The organism is Mucilaginibacter sp. SG538B (assembly GCF_013376065.1).
Classification (GTDB): Bacteria; Bacteroidota; Bacteroidia; order Sphingobacteriales; family Sphingobacteriaceae; genus Mucilaginibacter; species Mucilaginibacter rubeus.
Genome location: NZ_JABMJI010000003.1, coordinates 680,669 through 698,020 on the forward strand (window position 1 = coordinate 680,669; position 17,352 = coordinate 698,020).

Here is a 17,352-nt window from a genome sequence, read left to right on the forward strand (position 1 = left end):
TCAGGGGTATTTAGATGGTAATTTTGCGGTCGCGGGCCTTGTTAAGCCACTCACCGGTAACATTTTCGTTTTCGATAGTATAAACGCGCTCATACAACGCAACCGTAGGGCAAACATGGTGCGGAATGCCGTAAAGCACATCGCCTATTTGATATTGATGATTATCGCCTGCCTCAACCACCAAATGTTCTTCGCTTTGGCTCACCGGGTAAAGCTCCTGCGCATTTAAAAAATAAATACGTTTGCTTAATTCGTTTTCAGCCGATATCGACTTATGCCCCACATCCAGACAAAGCTTTGTTGGGCCGGGCAGGGAAATCACCCGGGTAACAATCAATGCTGCAGGTAAAAAGTCCTGCTCAGGCATTCCCACCTGGTAACCTTTATCCCAGTAAACAAACGTACCCGGGCTGCATTCAACATAATTACGTTTGGCATGGATAGGAAAAGTTGGTGAGCCTCCTGCTACGATAACCGGTTCGGGGTAACCTTTACTTTTTATAGTTTGCTGCAATTTAAGCACAGGATCAAACGCAAAATTACAGCGTTCGGCCCGTTTCTGCAGGTCTACATCATGGATGTGGCCATCATAGGCATGCAAACCCACGGGGTTAATGCCCGGCAGTACGCCGCAGTCCATATAAAGCTGAAGGGCTTCAAAACCAGGCGTTATACCGGTGCGGTTCATGCCTACGTTCAAATCCAGGTATACGTCGATATTGGCATTAAATCTTACCGCTTCGTCAGAAATCTCCTTTGCCGATGTGGAGTTATCAACCAAACACGAAAAACGCGTGTGCGGATAAGCATGGATCAGCCTGATGAAACGGTGCAGTTTAGGCCCCAGGGGTTGGTAAGCCAGCAAAACATCGGGGGCCTTGTTTATGGCCAGCAGTTCGGCCTCAGCAATGGTGGCGCATTTGAACTTACGGATGCCGGCTTCCAGCAGCAAACCAGTAACCTCAGCATTTTTATAGGTTTTAACATGTGGGCGCAAACGGGCAACATCACCGATCATGTCGGTGAGCCTAATAATGTTTGTTTTAACCCTGTCGGGATAAACAACCATTGCCGGGGTATCCAGCTTATCAACATCCTGTATATTATACCAGTTGGGCGTCATGGGTTTAATATTTTTTCATGTAAAGACGCATAATTGCGTCTTCGAACATCCAGAGCCGCCCTTATGGTGCCTCTGCAAGCGGGAGACGCAATTATGCGTCTCTCCAGAATGGAAATTGTAGATTTTATTCTAATTCAAACAGCGCTTCAATTTCAACGGGGATATTATCAGGTAATGAGCCCATACCCACCGCGCTGCGTACGCCTATGCCGTTCTCCTCGCCCCAAATTTTGGCAAAAAGTTCGCTTGCGCCATTTATGATGAATGGGTGCTTTTCAAATTCGGGTGTACAGTTAACCATACCCAGCACTTTTATAACACGTTTAATTTTATTAAAACTGCCGATGTTGGCTTTAATGGTAGCGAGCATAGTTAAACCAACCTGTTGTGCAGCAAGCTTGCCATCTTCCTGGCTTACTGTTTCACCAATGCGGCCAATAATCAGCGAAGCATCATCCTGTACCGGACCATGGCCCGACAGGTATAAATATTTACCATCAACTAAACATGGTTTATAAACGCCAAGCGGCTTTGGTGCAGGCGGCAGATTTAAACCCAGCGCTGCAAAGTTTTCTTCGGGAGTGTTCATGAACGTAAAACTATTGTTTTTAAGTAAAAAAGTATCCATAAAAAATAATTTTACACGAATGCTGTCTGCCGAAGAGAATTTAATTCGGAAAAATTAGTTTTAAATAAAAAAGCCGGGGATCTCACTCCCGGCTTCACCAAATCAACTAAGTAGTATATATAATCTCAAAATTTAAACGACACACCAAAATTGATAGCATAATCGGCAAATGCCGCGTCGCCGATAACGTATTTACCGGTGGCTATCGAGTTTTCTTTATCAGTAACACTTTGTGTGCGGTCGCGTTTCAGGGCGATGGGCACGCTGGCAAAGATATTTACCCTTTTAAATGCATAGCTCAGGGCAGGCTCTGCAGAAATGATATAACCCGGACGGCGGAAAGCATCGCTTTTACCTATCAGGTCATGAACAGGGATCCCTTCAATACGGCCACCTGCAGATATGGTAAACACATGCGCTATGGTATAATTAACACCTAAACGAGCCAGATACTGATCGGGCACACTTGAAATAGCTTCGTTGGCCAGTGATGAGCTCAAAGTTTCACGATAAGTGCGGGTGCCGTTGGTATTGCGCGGATTACTCATATAGTACAAGTTAGTATACCCGCTAAAGCCGCTGCCAAAACCCAGGTAACCGTTTGCTTCGGCAATGATGCCCAGGCCACCATCGCCTAACTGGATGGATTGATCAACAGGGCGCTCGGAAGGGATGACATTGTAAAAATGTGATTTATAATTAAAATCGCCGGTAGGCAACTTGATACCTAAACCAACCTGGATATTTCCCCTGGTTTTACGGCTATCAAACAACCACCTGTTAACAACGATGCGGGCATCGCCAATACCCTGCGAGTATGAATTATGGCGCTCTTTACCGCCGTGCTCATATAATGAAGAGCGGGTATTAACAAGATAAGGTACACCAACAGATACTGACCAATACTGGTTAAAATTACGGGTAAGATTTAGATCAAAAGTATGCTGATGGTTGATCACCTCGTTACCTATCACCAGGCGCTGCTTCTGCTCGTCGCTGCCCTTAAAGTGGCGAAACGATTTAAAATAGCGCCATGAAGCGGTGAGCTCCCAACCTTTGTATGAAGTGTCCTGCGTAGTATGTTCCATGTTACTGAACGGGCCATCTCCTTTAATGGCAACGCAGCCTTGCGCGTGTACACCGGTATAGGTAAGCAGCAGGCACGTCGCCGTGCAAAAAAGAAATTGTAAAGTATATTTCATAATATGTTGTTTAAATGTAATTGCACCTTAAGCAGTGGTTAAATAAAGTCGGGGTCTCAATCCCGACTTTAAAATCAACAAAACCAATTTTCTATTTAATTCTAAAAGTTACCCCCACGTTAATGGCATAATCTGCAAATGCAGCATCACCCTGGGCATAAGTTCCTGTTAAGCGGGTTGTAATTTTATCCGGTACGCTTTGCGTACGGTCGCGTTTTAAGGCTACAGGTACAAAAGCATAAATTGAAAATGATTTAACACGATAGGTAACGCCAGGCTCGGCAGAGATGATATATCCAGGCCTGCGGAAGCCATTACTGCCCCCTACCAGGTCATGCACCGGCAGGCATTCGTAACGTATACCGGCTGAAAAATCAAACTTGCTGACGCCGTAGCTTGCACCGCCGCGGATCATTACCTGGTCGGGCACGCTCATAACATCGCTGCCGTTAGCAACCGCTTTGGCACTTGGTGTACCGCCACGGGCCGATGATACACCATTTTGCTCCCTTGGACTAATCAGGTAGTAAAAGCCGCCATACAGACCAAAGCTGTGTGTAAAATTGTAATAGGTATTGATCTCGGTGGTGATACCGGTTCCGCCGTCACCCAACTGAATGGATTGATCAACCGGTCCAAGCGTTTTGCCATCGTTGGCAGCTGTATGATAAAAATAATCCTGATAGTTGTAGTTTCCGGTTGGCAGTTTTAAACCCAAACCAACCTGGATATTTCCGCGGCGGGCCTTTGCTGGGTTTAGCAACCAGGCGTAAGCGGTTAAACGTACATCGCCCAAACCAAAGGAATGTGTTTCCAAACGCTCCTTACCTCCATGCTCATATAATGATGAGCGGCTGTTATCAACTATAGGTAAATCAACAGCAAACGACCAACGGTTATTAAATATGCGGGTTAAAGTAAGATCCTGTGTATATGAATGATTAATTACATTAGTTCCTTGTTGAATTCGTTGTTTTTGCTCTTTGGTACCAACGAAGTGTTTATATGAGCGAAAGTAACGGTTATTGCTGTTTAACAACCAGCTGTCATTGTTGGAAACACTATCAGGATGTTCATCCATAGTGCATAAGCCGCCTGTGCTCCTGATGGCAACGCAGCCTTGCGCATTTGCCTTTGCAAAAGTTGCAAATATGATGACCGTTGTAACGCCAATAAATTTCAGTACCAGTTTTTTCATAGTATTATTAAAAGTATTTGTGTGCATTTGCAATTGTTTAGTTAATATATTTACAAAGCAGGGCGATTTTTCAACCTGTTCAATAAACTTTTTTATGTTTTGATGATTTAGCTTACTCTTAAATGTGATGTATGTTTAAAAGGCCAGAGAATATAACCAGCCGGTGCTTTTTTAACCGCAAACCATAAGGCCAGCAATACACCGTAGCTGCCGCCGCGTTCTATCCACTCAAACATTTCGTATTTTGGATAAAAGAGCTCGCTGGATATTTTCCATATAATAAAAACGAGGAGTATATTTTTAAAAGGACGAATAAGCACTGTTAACGCAGCCAGCACTTCAAACAAGCCAACAAACTGAGCCGTTTTAGCCGGTTCAGCAAAACCAAGCGTATGGTATTGACTTAATAAACCTTGCTTTTGGATAAGGTTGAGCCAGCCATGGCCTATTAGCAGCAAAAATGCAAATACCCTTAACCAGGTAATAACTTTAGCCAGGGTTTCGGCATTGATACTAACATTATCATCCATATGGGCAAACCATTGTTTTTTACCTAATGGGAACCCTCCCTGTACCAACAGTAAAGCAAACGGTGCACCATAGTTGCCGGCACGTTCAATGAACTCGGCAAAAGGTTCGCCCGACAGTGGGCGCATAGATGCAGTAGCCAGTCCCCAAACCACCAGCCATGCAGCTATGGCACGGGTTGGATAAACCAGCATAGAAATGCCCATTAATATATCCACGGTACCTACATAAGGCATCAGTGTATAGGCCATTTCTTTACCGATACCGAAAACACCAAAGTAGTTACACCAGATTTGTTTGGTAATAATACCAAAGCAACCGTGCCCTATAAAGCACATAACTACAGCCAGGCGAAGCGTGTGATATATTTTCTGATCGTTTGTTAAGCTGCGCATTGTTTATTCGTCCTCAATTCAACATCCTGTTATTTTGCGTCTGCCCTATCAGCCTTCCCTCTGTTAACTGCGTACTGGCCAACTTTATTTCCGGTTACCAAACCAACTTCGCAGTCGCTACGATAATGAATAGCCCCATACAACCTCGACATAGCCGCCGCATGCGCCATATCGGTAAATTTACTCCCCCTATCAGGCAGCAAATAGGTTAGCACAGTAGCAGCCGCACCGCTAAAGTTAGAGTGGCCTGATGTATAAGCCGGGAAGTTTGGCACCCCGGTTAAGGTTTTGATATTTGGATTGGCTTGCGACGGACGCTGGTTAAAGTAAAAATATTTGGTATCCCAGCATACAATAGCAGCATCCATTTCGGCCATGTTTAACAAGGCAAAGTTACGAGCCCAGCGTACTTCGCTGTAATTTTGTTTTACAAATTCATCAGCTGCAATAGCATTCCAGTGACCTGTAGGCGTATAAGTACCGGCACCATCGGCCCAGAAAGCAACCTGCTCTTCATGATCGCGGCTATGGTCTTTACTGAATGACAATACTTCTTCTGTTTCTTTTTTAAATTCGGCCGAATTTGTTGCGTACGGAGCCGGGGGCCTGATTGCAGCTACAGTAGTTGAATCGAACAAGAAAGGCGTAACTTTTGAAAACAACGGCAGCATTGGTGGCCTTTTGGGGGTTTCCAGGCTCACCCAAAATTGCTCGCCTTTTGCAGCGGTGATGGTTTCAAAGTTTTTCCAGATAGCAGGAGAACCGCCGGCCTTGCCTGCACCGTCATTACGGGCGCGGGTAGCAAATATGGCGGCTACCTGCCTGCCTAACGATTCGCCGGCAGCAAATTCGCCACGGGTATTAGCTCCTGATGCCATCCTGTATAATCTTTCTTCATCAACCTTTTGTTGTATATAGGCTACATCCGCAGGGAATAATAATTTCATGATCTCAGATGTCGCACCAGATACTACCGCGTCCTCGCTTGGGTACGAGGGCAGTTCGGATGCCGGGATCAGTGCTTTAACACCCGAGTCATTTTTATATGGTGCTGTACGTTTATAAACGTTTTTGAAATGCCATGCAGCTATCAGCGCATCATATTGTGCAGCACTTACATAAGCGTAGGCACGTGCAGCATAAGGCGGGTTTGAAAACGGAAATTCAGGGTAATTAAAAGGATTGGTAGAACTTGGAGCCGGATAAGTACCATCAGGGTTTTGGTATGGCGGTATATTATGTTTGGCTACCAGTTCGCGCAAAATCTCATTCCATCTTAATACAGAGCCCGCGCTCCAATATTGGATCTTTGACTGCTGATCACTGGTTAGATTTTTCTGTAATCCTTTGATCTCGTTCAGATCGGCTACATAGGCCGGTGATGTAACAGCATCAGGCGCGCCTACGTTCAACACACTAAAATCTTTAACAAGCACGGGGTTCCAGGTATCGGCAGTAAGGTCAAGATTTGAGGGTTTAAGTGCGGGATACAGCGAAGTACGGTCTAAAATATCCTTTCGGCATGAGCTAAAGGTTACCGCCGCCAAAGCTGTGATTGTAAATATATTAAGTATAGTTTTTTTCATTTCATTGATCATTGATTGTCCAACCTGTTATTACTTCTCCTTTTTGGTGCTAAACACATAGTACACACCTGCAAATCCCGACCGGGTTTGGCCTACATTACGTCCGTTTAAAACATAGTTACCGCCTGCAGTAAACTCAAGTCCGCTGATAGACTGGAAACTGTATTTCAATATTAAACCAACAGATGTGCTATTCATGCGGTTACTTGGAAAAGGCATATCGTTTTTACGGATATCAAAGCCGCTTGTGCTTGTAATCTTTGTAAAAGTGGCCTCGGCATTAAATTTGAGGCTGCGGTAGCCGCTGCTAAACATAAAGTTGGTAGCGTTTGGTAACTGCACCTCATTGGTGTAATGCATTTCGGTAGTGTAGTATGAATTTCTATCGATAGTAATATTATCGCGGCGAATGTACTGACCTGAGCCTGCCACAAAGAACCTGCCTGTTTGATAGTTAAGCAACGCACGGAGCGCTACACTTTTACTATGTAAACCTACAGACAGGGGTAAATAATCGGCTTCGTAATTGGCTAAAGGCAAAGAACCTGTAGCTATAGCATGAACGCTAAACAAACCGCGGCCTATCTCCTCTTTTATCGCCATCCATTTAAATGAAACCATAAGGTCCTGAAATGACTTTTCGCCTCTTAAAGTACCGGCCGAAGCCTTAGTAGTTACATAAGGAACCATGAATAGCAGGTTGATCCGGTTTGAAAGACCATAATTACCACCCAGGCTGTAAACATTTGTGCTTACGGTGCCTAAGTTTTGATTATCCCTTTTAAATGTACCTTCCCAGTAATGGTCCCAACTCCCATGGGTATATACTGCGGCAGCACAAAAATAATTTTTAGGGATCATCAACGCATCAGCATCGGTTTGGGCTTTGGCACATTGCGCAACAGCCAATAAAAAAGAAACTACAATACAACATCTGTAAAAATACAGCGACATAAATTTCATTACGTTTAAATAAAGGGTATAAAAAAATGGTAAAACAAAAGCCGGATCAACATTATCAACTGAAATCGCTTAACCACCGATTTGTTGATAATACATCAGCATTAAGAAGCATGATCAAAGCCGTAAACGAAACTGTTGTACTTAAAATAGCAGCACAGTTAATGTGCAGGTTCAAACAACAAAATGATAAAAAAACTTTGTGTCCTTAAGAGCAGGCACAAAAATCAATTTAACTCATAATTTACAGGCAATAATCAGCAGGCAGAGTTTGGCGGCTTGCCGGGTGACTCGATGAAGGGTGAATTTACATGGTAGGCTATAGGGCGTGGTTTTACCTTTAATGTCCTTCCGTAAGATAAGAATTGGTAATGCATAATCTGGAAGCTGTATTCGCCTCCAGCGTTTATCTTTTTTTGCGATGAATCATGCCCCTTTTTACTTAAGGGCACATCGCTTATTTCTTTAGCAATAATGAGGTTTGCATTAACCAAACGGGTTTTAACACTATTGGCTATACAAATAAATGACATGGTATCCTGTGTAACTTTATAACGCAGGTAGTTGTAGTAAACACCTTTTAATTGTAACTGGCCCTGATCGCGCACGTACCCGTTCCAACTGTGGATTTTTGGAAGATGTACAGGAATCTTGATCTCTACAAGTTTGGTAGCGTCAACCTTATTTTCATAGATCTGCTTAACAATTTGCACTTCGGACCGGTGAATAAAATACTCAAATACTAAACTGTATCCGCCCAAATTGAACAGATGTACGTTTAATAAAAGTATCGCTATAAGCTTCTTCACCAAGAGAAATTTTTGTTAGGGTATATAATTGCCAGTAAATATATGTAACAATATTGTTAAAACAAATAAAAAGTAAAATTGTATCAATCACAATTAAACGCCAGCCTAATTAGGATTTTGCCAATCTACATTAGATATATTTGCGGGTATTAACCCGTAAACTATGGATCTGATAACCCAACCCTGGCCCTGGTATGTAGCCGGCCCGCTGATAGGCCTTATTGTACCTGCCCTGCTTATTATCGGAAATAAAACTTTTGGTATCTCATCATCACTGAGACATATCTGCGCGGCATGCATTCCGGCTAATATTTCCTTTTTTAAGTACGATTGGAAAAAGGAAAGCTGGAACCTGTTTTTTGTTGCCGGCATCGTTTTAGGAGGCTTCATATCCGCGGAATTTTTATCAGCCAATCACCCGGTCGATATTAATCCGCAAACCCACGCTGTGTTGCGGCAACAGGGCGTTAAGGATTTTAACGGGTTACTGCCAAAAGATGTTTTTAGCTTCGATCAGCTCCTTACCTTAAGAGGTTTTATTTTTATGGTGATAGGCGGCTTTTTGGTAGGCTTTGGCACCCGGTATGCAGGCGGCTGCACATCAGGCCACGCCATTATGGGCATCTCCAACCTGCAGGGGCCATCCCTTGTGGCAACATGCTGTTTTATGGCAGGCGGCTTTATCATGACCTGGTTTATTTTACCCTACCTATTACATTTATAATATGCGCAATATCAAATACCTATTTGCAGGCCTCCTTTTTGGCATAGTGCTGGTGAAATCAGAAGTGATATCGTGGTTCAGGATCCAGGAAATGTTCAGGCTTCAATCGTTTCATATGTATGGTATCATTGGCAGCGCTATTATTGTAGGGATGATCTCTGTTATGATCATTAAACGCTATAAGATCAAAACCCTTACCGGCGATGCCATCGTTATTCCCGACAAAAAATTTAGCTGGGGCAACGTATATGGCGGGTTGATATTTGGTTTAGGCTGGGCAATTACAGGTGCCTGCCCCGGTCCGTTGTTTGCGCAGATCGGAAGCGGCTTTTTGGTCACTTCGGTTACGCTTTTAAGCGCTATTTTGGGGACATGGGTTTATGGCTTGCTCAGAGAAAAATTACAACATTAAATTAATTTCATGCAAAGGCGCAAAGCAGCAAAGAATTTACAAGCCCTTAATATCACTTCATGAGCCAACAAAAAAAGATCCCGGTTTCAAATATTTTCAGCATCCTCATTATGGCATTGGCGTTGTTGGTAATTTTTAATCCAAATGCAAAAGGCCATCTGATCAGGGGATTGATGTCGCTGGGCTTTTTCCAGCCCGATCCCGGGGGATACGTTAAGCATCCCGAAAATGTTACCAATGTACCGGATATCCAGTTTAAAGATGCAACCGGTAATACCATATCGTTAAGCACCTTAAAATCTAAAGTGGTATTTATAAACTATTGGGCTACCTGGTGCCCTCCCTGCATCGCCGAAATGCCCAAAGTAAATGAACTCTACAAAAAATTCAGGAACGATCCAAAAGTAGCCTTTCTTTTGGTTGATGTAGATAACGACCTGCCCAAAGCCAAAGCTTTTATGCTTAAAAACAACTACGACCTACCTTTATATATACAAATGAGCAATGTACCCGGCACTTTACTGGATGGCACTATCCCTACTACCCTCGTATTTGATAAAGAGGGCATGCTTATTTATAAGCACTCCGGCGCGGCAGATTATAGCAGCGAAGAATTTGAAAAATTTATGAGGAACCTTGATTAGCTTGATTAAAGGATTCCCTGATAATACTTTTCTTAAAGGCTAACCACCGGTTTTATTCAATTATGCTTATAATTCAAGGTAATCCTTTAATCAAGCTAATCATGGTCAATATTTTTTATTGTTCTTTTAACACTTATTCTCATTTTTTTTCTTTTCTTTACTGCACAATTAGTTAAATCCTAAGTTTCAATGAAAAAGAACCCGTTTTTACACCTCGGCGTTATCGCTTTGTCCTTATTGAGCTCGGCATCCTTCGGGCAAACAGGTACACTTAATATCAGTACCGATTCAAAAACAACCATTAGCAAACACATTTATGGTCAATTTGCCGAACACCTTGGCCGTGGTATTTATGGAGGTTTTTGGGTTGATAAAACCCTCCCTGTAAAAAAACAGGACCGCATCAGGCTTGATATTGTTGATGCCCTCAAAAAGATAAAGATCCCTAACCTGCGCTGGCCCGGCGGATGCTTTGCCGACGAGTATCACTGGCGCGATGGTATTGGTCCGGCTACCGCGCGCCCACGCATGGTAAATACTAATTGGGGCGGTGTTACCGAAGATAATAGCTTTGGTACCCATGAGTTTTTGGAACTTTGTGATTTACTGGGTTGTGAACCTTATATTGCCGGTAACGTTGGCAGCGGCACGGTTGACGAAATGTCGAAATGGATAGAATATCTTAACTCAAACAGCAGCAGTACAGTAGTACAGGAACGCAAAAAGAATGGGCATCCAGCTCCTTATAAAGTAACATTTTGGGGCGTAGGTAACGAAAGCTGGGGTTGCGGCGGTAATATGACACCTGAATATTACTCCGACCTTTTTAAACGATATGCTTCATTCGCTAAAGATTACCCCGGCGCTAAATTAAATAAAATAGCCAGTGGACCGAATGCAGATGATTACCGCTGGACGGAGGTTTGCATGAAAAACATCTCGAGCGGTATGATGGCAGGTTTATCGTTGCATTATTATACCATACCAACAGGTAATTGGGGCAAAAAAGGTTCGGCAACTAACTTTGACGAAAAAGAATACTTCAGCACTATGGTAAATTGCCTTAAAATGGAGGAACTGGTTACCAAACATTCGGCCATTATGGATAAATATGACCCGGATAAAAAAGTGGCCCTCGTTGTTGACGAATGGGGCATCTGGACCGATCCGGAACCCGGCAACTGGGGTGTTCTGTATCAACAAAATAGCTTGCGCGATGCTTTAATAGCAGGCACAACGCTTAATATATTCAATAACCATAGCGACCGCGTTAGAATGGCTGCACTTGCACAAGCCATCAACGTACTGCAGGCGTTGATATTAACTGATAAAGAAAAAATGGTGCTTACGCCTACCTATCATGTATTTGATATGTATAAAGTACACCAGGATGCCAAATATCTGCCCATTAAGTTGAGCGTACCTGATTACGAAGTTGACGGCAAAAAAATTGAAGCTGTAAATGCATCTGCTTCGCAGGATGCGGCCGGCAAGGTACACATCTCATTAGTTAACCTTGATCCGCACAATACCATTACTATTACAACCAACCTAAGCGATATAAAATGGCAAACCGTTAGCGGCCAGGTATTAACTTCGGCTAAATTAACAGATATTAATACATTTAAAGATGCCAACAAAATTCACCTTAACGCTTTTACCGGCGCTAAAAAAGATGGTGACAAATTGGTAGTAAATCTGCCTGCAAAATCAATCGTAACGCTCGAATTGAAATAAAATCCTTTCCCCTAAATACAAAAGAGGCTGCATCATATACAAATGATGCGGTCTTTTTTTGCATATAAAGCAATTGAACAAACACGGATAACCAACTTATTAGTTTTAAGCTTTACGTATTCTGCTTTTAACTTTATAATGGCTCACGGTTTTTTCTTAAAGTTTGACGGCAGAGGCTTTTCAGACTAAATGTCAAAACCTTTGAAAGCTTTTGACGCAGCCCATCATGATCATATAATTAAATCAAAAAAAAATCCACCTGCTATTGCTAACAGGTGGATGGGGATATAAATTAAAACAATAAACTCTTAAGCCAAATTGCGCCCGGCATTTACAATACCGTAAACCGTACGGATCACCAGCTTGTTATAAACATCATTAAGCTCAGTATCCTTTTCATAATTGATACATTGCAGGGCGTAGTGCTGAATGATCACCAACGGTAACACTATTTTTTCGCGAATAGCGATAGAACGGCGCTCAACCGGGTATTCTTCCATCAGTACAGTGCTGCCGGTTAGTTCAAGAAGCATTTCGCGGGTAAGAATAAACTCATCGCGAAGCATTTTCCAGAAGGTGCCAAATTTTTCATCCTGTTCCAGGTACGCTGTAACCCTGAAGTCCGACTTCGACATCGACATCATACAGTTATCCAGCATAGTTTTAAAGAAGCCTGAGGTTTGATAAAGCTCTTTAATCTCGTCCCAACCGCCAGTTTCTTTAACCTGTTTAAGTGCTGTACCCACACCATAAAAACCGGGGATACTTTGCTTTAACTGGCTCCATGAAGTTACAAAACTGATAGCCCTAAGGTCTTCCAGTTTCAATTGAGCCCCTGCATTACGTTTAGTTGGGCGGCTGCTGATATTAATCCTCGACAATAATTTCAGCGGACTGAATTTTTCAAGGTATTCAACAAACAGCGGATGTGCGCGCAGATCGATAAACAGCTTGTAGCTCACGTCGGCCATTTGCTGAATGAGTTCCTTGTGACGGCTATCCAGCAGATCGTTACGGTTGGGGTGCAATGCTGAAATAATACCTGCATTGATCAGCTGCTCCATATTAAATTGGGCCGTTTCAACCGAACCATATTGCGAACTAACGGTTTGCCCTTGTATAGTTAACTGGATATGCTCGTTAGCAATCTCTTTACCCATCGATGCATAGAAACGGTGTGTTTTACCACCACCGCGGGCAGGCGGCCCTCCCCTGCCATCAAAAAACGCCAGCTGGATGCCGTATTTGCGGGCCATCGCGGTAAGCTCAACTTTAGCTTTATATATTGACCAGTTAGCCATCAGGTAACCGCCATCTTTAGTACTGTCGGAGAAACCAAGCATGATTGTTTGCTGGCTCCCCCTGTTTTTTAAATGTTCTGCATAAAACGGATGTGTATACAACTGTTCCATGATGCCTGCAGCATGTTCCAGATCGTTCACGGTTTCAAACAGCGGCATAAAATCAATGCTTAAGCTGTCTTTTTTCCACCCGCTCCATAAAAACAGGTTAATCAACTGCAAAATATCCGAAGCGCGCTGACAGTTACTGATAATGAAGCGCTGGCACGCCCTTTCACCATTACCCTGTTGAATTTGCTTAACCAACCTGATGGTATCCAGTGTATCGTGGATCATAGCATCTTTTTCCTCTTTAGGGCAAACAAAATCGGCCTCTTTAAAAGTGATGCTCTTTATCTTATCTTCTTCGCTTAGTTCCGAATAACCTTCCGCTACGCCTGTGTCAATATTTTGGGTTCCATATTCAAACACCTTACGTAAAATACGGCTGTCCTGCCTGATATCAAGTGTTGCAAAATAACATCCAAAAAGGCGTACCTTCTGGATCATATCCTCAACAATATTCACAAACAAACCATCGTGATCCCGAAGGATAACTTCTTTTATAGAAAGCAGCAACTCCAGCAGTTCGCCTTGAAGATCAACCGGGGTTAACTGTTCATTAGCGTTTTTGTAAAACAGCGTTTCCAGTTTAGTCATGGCCCCCTCAACACCGCGGAAAGTAATTCGGCGTTTTAGTACCCTGAAATCGCGGTAGTAACACCTGAACAGGCGCTGCCTTAAAAAGCTGGCAACTTCTTTAGTGGTTTGGGTTGTTACGTTAGGGTTACCATCACGGTCGCCACCCGGCCAAAAACCAAGTTCCAGTATCTGACGGCTTGCGGCGTCGATATCAAACTCCTCTTCCAGTTTTGACTGGATCCCAGATACGGCATGATAAAATATATTTTCCAGGAACCAGGAAAGGCTGATAGCTTCATCAACCGGCGTTGGCGATGTTTTATTAAAGAATGGCGTTTTACCTAATTGCTGCAGCAATACATCAATATTATTGATATCATTGGTTTTTACAGCTTCAATTAAATCTGTCATGATGCCCAGCACCGTACCGGGATAAAACTGCGTAGGGTGAGCGGTAAGCACCAGGCGCAACGAAAAATCTTTTAATTTTTCACTGATATCCTGCCGGCTTTCATCACTGATGGCTGCATGCTGCAACAAGCTTTGCAGGGTACCACTGTCATCAAACTTACCTATTTTATTAAATGAGGAATCTTCAATGGCGTCAAATAAAACCACCTGCCGTTCAATGTACTGAATAAACCTAAACATGCGGTTAATCTGCTCGCGATGATCGATATCCGGTACATACTTTTCAAAAAACGACTCGATAATATCTGTCGGCGAATCATGGGTGATAGCGCCTTTCTCACAATGTGAACTGAAAAACGGTAATAAGATCCCTGTATCCTTTACCTGGTAAAACGGAAGTGTTTGAAACAAACTGTTATATAACTCAAATCGGGTAACAACCTCGTTATTGAAGGCTGCTTCTCTTTGGCTGAGTTTTAACGTTGGCGACATAGTAAAAAATTAAATTGAGGTAAAATTGATTGGTTTAGCTTTTGGCCTTTTCCGGGGGGTGAATTTACTGATCTTTAATTTAATTTCATCAAAAAGTAAATATTTATTAACACAAATCTTCAATTAATGCCATTTTTATCAAAAACAGATACATAAATTAAAATTATGTAAATTTGAAACGTCATTTTAGGCCAATAAATTATATTTAATAAAAACAGGCCGAACAAACAAAATTGCTTATAATAGTTCTGTTATTTACAAAGCTACTGCTACCATGTCTATAAACATCAGGGAGATAAAAAGTTTCTTTTACAGTCAATATTTTTCTGATGGGATCCGCATTTGTATAGGCATTTTATTGCCCTCACTGCTCCTAATGCAGTTTGATAAGTTTGATCTGGGCCTCACACTTTCACTGGGCGCATTGTGTATCTGCGTTATAGATACTCCCGGGCCGGTATCGCACAAGCGTAATGCTATGGCGGCCGGCAACCTATGTTTATTTTTGGTTGCCGCTATTACCGGGTTTGCTCGGCTCAATGTATTTACCCTTGGCTTCGAGATCACCTTCTTCGCTTTTTTGTTTTCCATGTTTACGGTTTATGGCAACAGGGCAGCATCCGTAGGTACTTCATCATTATTGATCATGATCTTTATGATGGATAAGGCATTGACAGCTCCCGAGGTATTGGGTTATAGTGCGACTATCTTAGCAGGCGGTGTTTGGTATATGATCTTCAGTTTGTTGTTTTTCGGTATCCGCCCTTACCGCGCGGCGCAGCAGGCCCTTGGCGAAAATGTGACCGATATAGCACGTTTTTTACGCATCAAAGCCGATTTTTATTTATCGGATACAGATATCGACGAAAACTACCGCAAGCTGGTTTCCAAACAAATTCAGGTGAGCCAGCACCAGGATGCTGTGCGCGAACTGCTTTTTAAAAGCCGCATCATGGCCCGCGAATCAACGGCACCAAGCAGGATCCTGGTACTCACCTTTGTGGACCTTGTTGATATTTACGAACAGATCATGGCCACGCACTATGATTACAACCACATTCGCGAAAAATTTAAAGACACCGGCGTACTAACCGAAATAGCCCGTATTATCCATAATATGGCCGATGAGCTTGACGATATAGCCTATATTATATTATCCAACACACGCCGCCGCCATCTTACCGATTTTACAATTGAGTTGGAGAAGCTAAAAGTAAAGATCGACTCCATCGGAAAAAACAACCAGGAAACCAGCAATCTGGTGCTTAAAAAGGTGCTGGTAAACCTGCGTTCACTTAGCGAGGGGATCAACAATATTTACAAGTACTACAGCTCAAAAGCCGCCGAATCATTAAATGAGCCCAAAGGTGATGTGGAGTATTCGGCTTTTGTTACCCACCAGGATTTTGCACCGCATATTTTTTTCGACAACTTTACGCTGGCATCCGGCGCATTCAAACATGCCCTGCGTGTAGCATTGGTATGTTTGGTAGGCTTTATCACGGCTAAATTGGTTTCATTAGGCCATCACAGCTATTGGGTACTGCTTACCATCATTGTAATATTGAAGCCCGGGTTTAGTCTTTCAAAACAGCGTAACTACCAGCGTTTAATAGGCACCATTGGCGGTGGTGTTATAGGTATAGCCATACTTACCTTCATCCCTAATCTTACTGCGCAGTTTATTTTCCTGGTGATTTTTATGATGGGTGCCTACAGCTTTCAACGCCTTAATTATGTAGTGAGCGTAATTTTCATGACCCCGTATGTGCTTATCCTATTCAAGTTTTTAGGTGTGGGACTGTTAAATGTGGCGCAGGAAAGGATCATCGATACTATTATTGGCTCAACCATTGCCCTGGTAGCCAGCTACCTCATTTTCCCAACCTGGGAGTTTGAACAGATCCAGGAAACCCTTCGCGACGTCATTGTAGCCAACATCAATTACCTGATTACCATTGCCGAAAGCATTTCGGGCAAAATGATCAGCATTACAACTTATAAGCTGGCGCGTAAAGAGGTTTATGTAAAATCGGCCAACCTTTCGGCCGCTTTTGAGCGCATGACATCAGAACCTAAAAGCAAACAGCGCAAAATTAAGGATGTACATAAATTTGTGGTGCTTAACCATATCCTTTCCTCATACATCGCTACCATTGCATCAGCACAAAGCAAAAAGGAAATCCCGGTTGCACACCCTGAAGCCATGAAGCTCATCAAAAAAAGTATAACCGTTTTGAACGATACCGGTCAAAAACTGCATGCTCAAAATATTGAATTTAATATAGGTAAAATCCCCCCTGTTAACCCGGAAGCTCTAAAGCCGGTAGCCCAGGCCGAAGATGCTTTGTTGAAAGAGCAATTGGGCTTTATCAATAAGATCAGCTACGATATTGCAAAGATTACGGATAGTATATTGCTTGAACCATGATTTAGAGGATTTAGGATTGCCCTGACGCCAGGTAATGTAGGGTAAAGACCTATAATCTCCTCTCTATAGTATCAGAATAATCTTCTAATC

Annotated in this window: 14 protein-coding genes; 5 read left to right on the forward strand and 9 right to left on the reverse strand. The window is 42.8% G+C overall.

What is annotated here, in order from left to right; genetic code table 11:
• Positions 1-10 precede the first annotated feature (10 nt).
• The 8 genes from FHW88_RS18830 to FHW88_RS18865 all read right to left on the reverse strand — a co-directional run bounded on the left by FHW88_RS18830 (position 11) and on the right by FHW88_RS18865 (position 8,429).
• Positions 11-1,123, reverse strand: coding sequence for a D-TA family PLP-dependent enzyme (locus tag FHW88_RS18830; protein ID WP_176627501.1), 1,113 nt, complete (start codon positions 1,121-1,123; stop codon positions 11-13).
• Positions 1,124-1,247: 124 nt separating this feature from the next.
• Positions 1,248-1,751, reverse strand: a complete 504-nt coding sequence (locus FHW88_RS18835) for a RidA family protein (RefSeq protein ID WP_223266270.1) — start codon at positions 1,749-1,751, stop codon at positions 1,248-1,250.
• Between the two features lie 125 nt (positions 1,752-1,876).
• Positions 1,877-2,953 (reverse strand): hypothetical protein, encoded by a 1,077-nt coding sequence (locus FHW88_RS18840; RefSeq protein ID WP_176627502.1) that lies wholly within the window; start codon positions 2,951-2,953, stop codon positions 1,877-1,879.
• Positions 2,954-3,044: 91 nt separating this feature from the next.
• Positions 3,045-4,151 carry a hypothetical protein gene (locus tag FHW88_RS18845; protein WP_176627503.1) on the reverse strand — a complete coding sequence of 369 codons (1,107 nt, stop codon included), beginning with the start codon at positions 4,149-4,151 and terminating at the stop codon, positions 3,045-3,047.
• Positions 4,152-4,258: 107 nt separating this feature from the next.
• Complete coding sequence (locus FHW88_RS18850) at positions 4,259-5,074, reverse strand: hypothetical protein (RefSeq protein ID WP_090526936.1); 816 nt, start codon at positions 5,072-5,074, stop codon at positions 4,259-4,261.
• A gap of 29 nt (positions 5,075-5,103) precedes the next feature.
• Positions 5,104-6,660, reverse strand: a complete 1,557-nt coding sequence (locus tag FHW88_RS18855; RefSeq protein ID WP_176627504.1) for a phosphatase PAP2 family protein — start codon at positions 6,658-6,660, stop codon at positions 5,104-5,106.
• 30 nt (positions 6,661-6,690) lie between these two features.
• Positions 6,691-7,623, reverse strand: coding sequence for a transporter (locus FHW88_RS18860; RefSeq protein WP_218117236.1), 933 nt, complete (start codon positions 7,621-7,623; stop codon positions 6,691-6,693).
• 254 nt (positions 7,624-7,877) lie between these two features.
• A complete protein-coding gene (locus tag FHW88_RS18865; RefSeq protein WP_139159965.1) occupies positions 7,878-8,429 on the reverse strand; it encodes a hypothetical protein in 552 nt (183 codons plus the stop codon).
• 163 nt (positions 8,430-8,592) lie between these two features.
• On the opposite strand from FHW88_RS18865, the gene FHW88_RS18870 reads away from it, so the two are divergent.
• The 4 genes from FHW88_RS18870 (at position 8,593) to FHW88_RS18885 (ending at position 11,946) form a co-directional block, all read left to right on the forward strand.
• Complete coding sequence (locus FHW88_RS18870) at positions 8,593-9,153, forward strand: YeeE/YedE family protein (RefSeq protein ID WP_090526930.1); 561 nt, start codon at positions 8,593-8,595, stop codon at positions 9,151-9,153.
• A gap of 1 nt (position 9,154) precedes the next feature.
• Positions 9,155-9,565 carry a DUF6691 family protein gene (locus FHW88_RS18875; protein ID WP_090526928.1) on the forward strand — a complete coding sequence of 137 codons (411 nt, stop codon included), beginning with the start codon at positions 9,155-9,157 and terminating at the stop codon, positions 9,563-9,565.
• A 59-nt stretch (positions 9,566-9,624) separates the two neighbouring features.
• Positions 9,625-10,209 carry a TlpA family protein disulfide reductase gene (locus FHW88_RS18880; protein WP_176627505.1) on the forward strand — a complete coding sequence of 195 codons (585 nt, stop codon included), beginning with the start codon at positions 9,625-9,627 and terminating at the stop codon, positions 10,207-10,209.
• Between the two features lie 189 nt (positions 10,210-10,398).
• Positions 10,399-11,946 (forward strand): alpha-N-arabinofuranosidase, encoded by a 1,548-nt coding sequence (locus FHW88_RS18885; RefSeq protein WP_090526922.1) that lies wholly within the window; start codon positions 10,399-10,401, stop codon positions 11,944-11,946.
• A gap of 308 nt (positions 11,947-12,254) precedes the next feature.
• Here FHW88_RS18885 and FHW88_RS18890 read toward each other — a convergent pair whose 3' ends face one another.
• Positions 12,255-14,831 (reverse strand): phosphoenolpyruvate carboxylase, encoded by a 2,577-nt coding sequence (locus tag FHW88_RS18890; RefSeq protein WP_090526919.1) that lies wholly within the window; start codon positions 14,829-14,831, stop codon positions 12,255-12,257.
• A gap of 274 nt (positions 14,832-15,105) precedes the next feature.
• Here FHW88_RS18890 and FHW88_RS18895 point away from each other — a divergent pair, with 274 nt between their 5' ends.
• Complete coding sequence (locus FHW88_RS18895) at positions 15,106-17,262, forward strand: FUSC family membrane protein (RefSeq protein WP_176627506.1); 2,157 nt, start codon at positions 15,106-15,108, stop codon at positions 17,260-17,262.
• Positions 17,263-17,352: the final 90 nt, after the last annotated feature.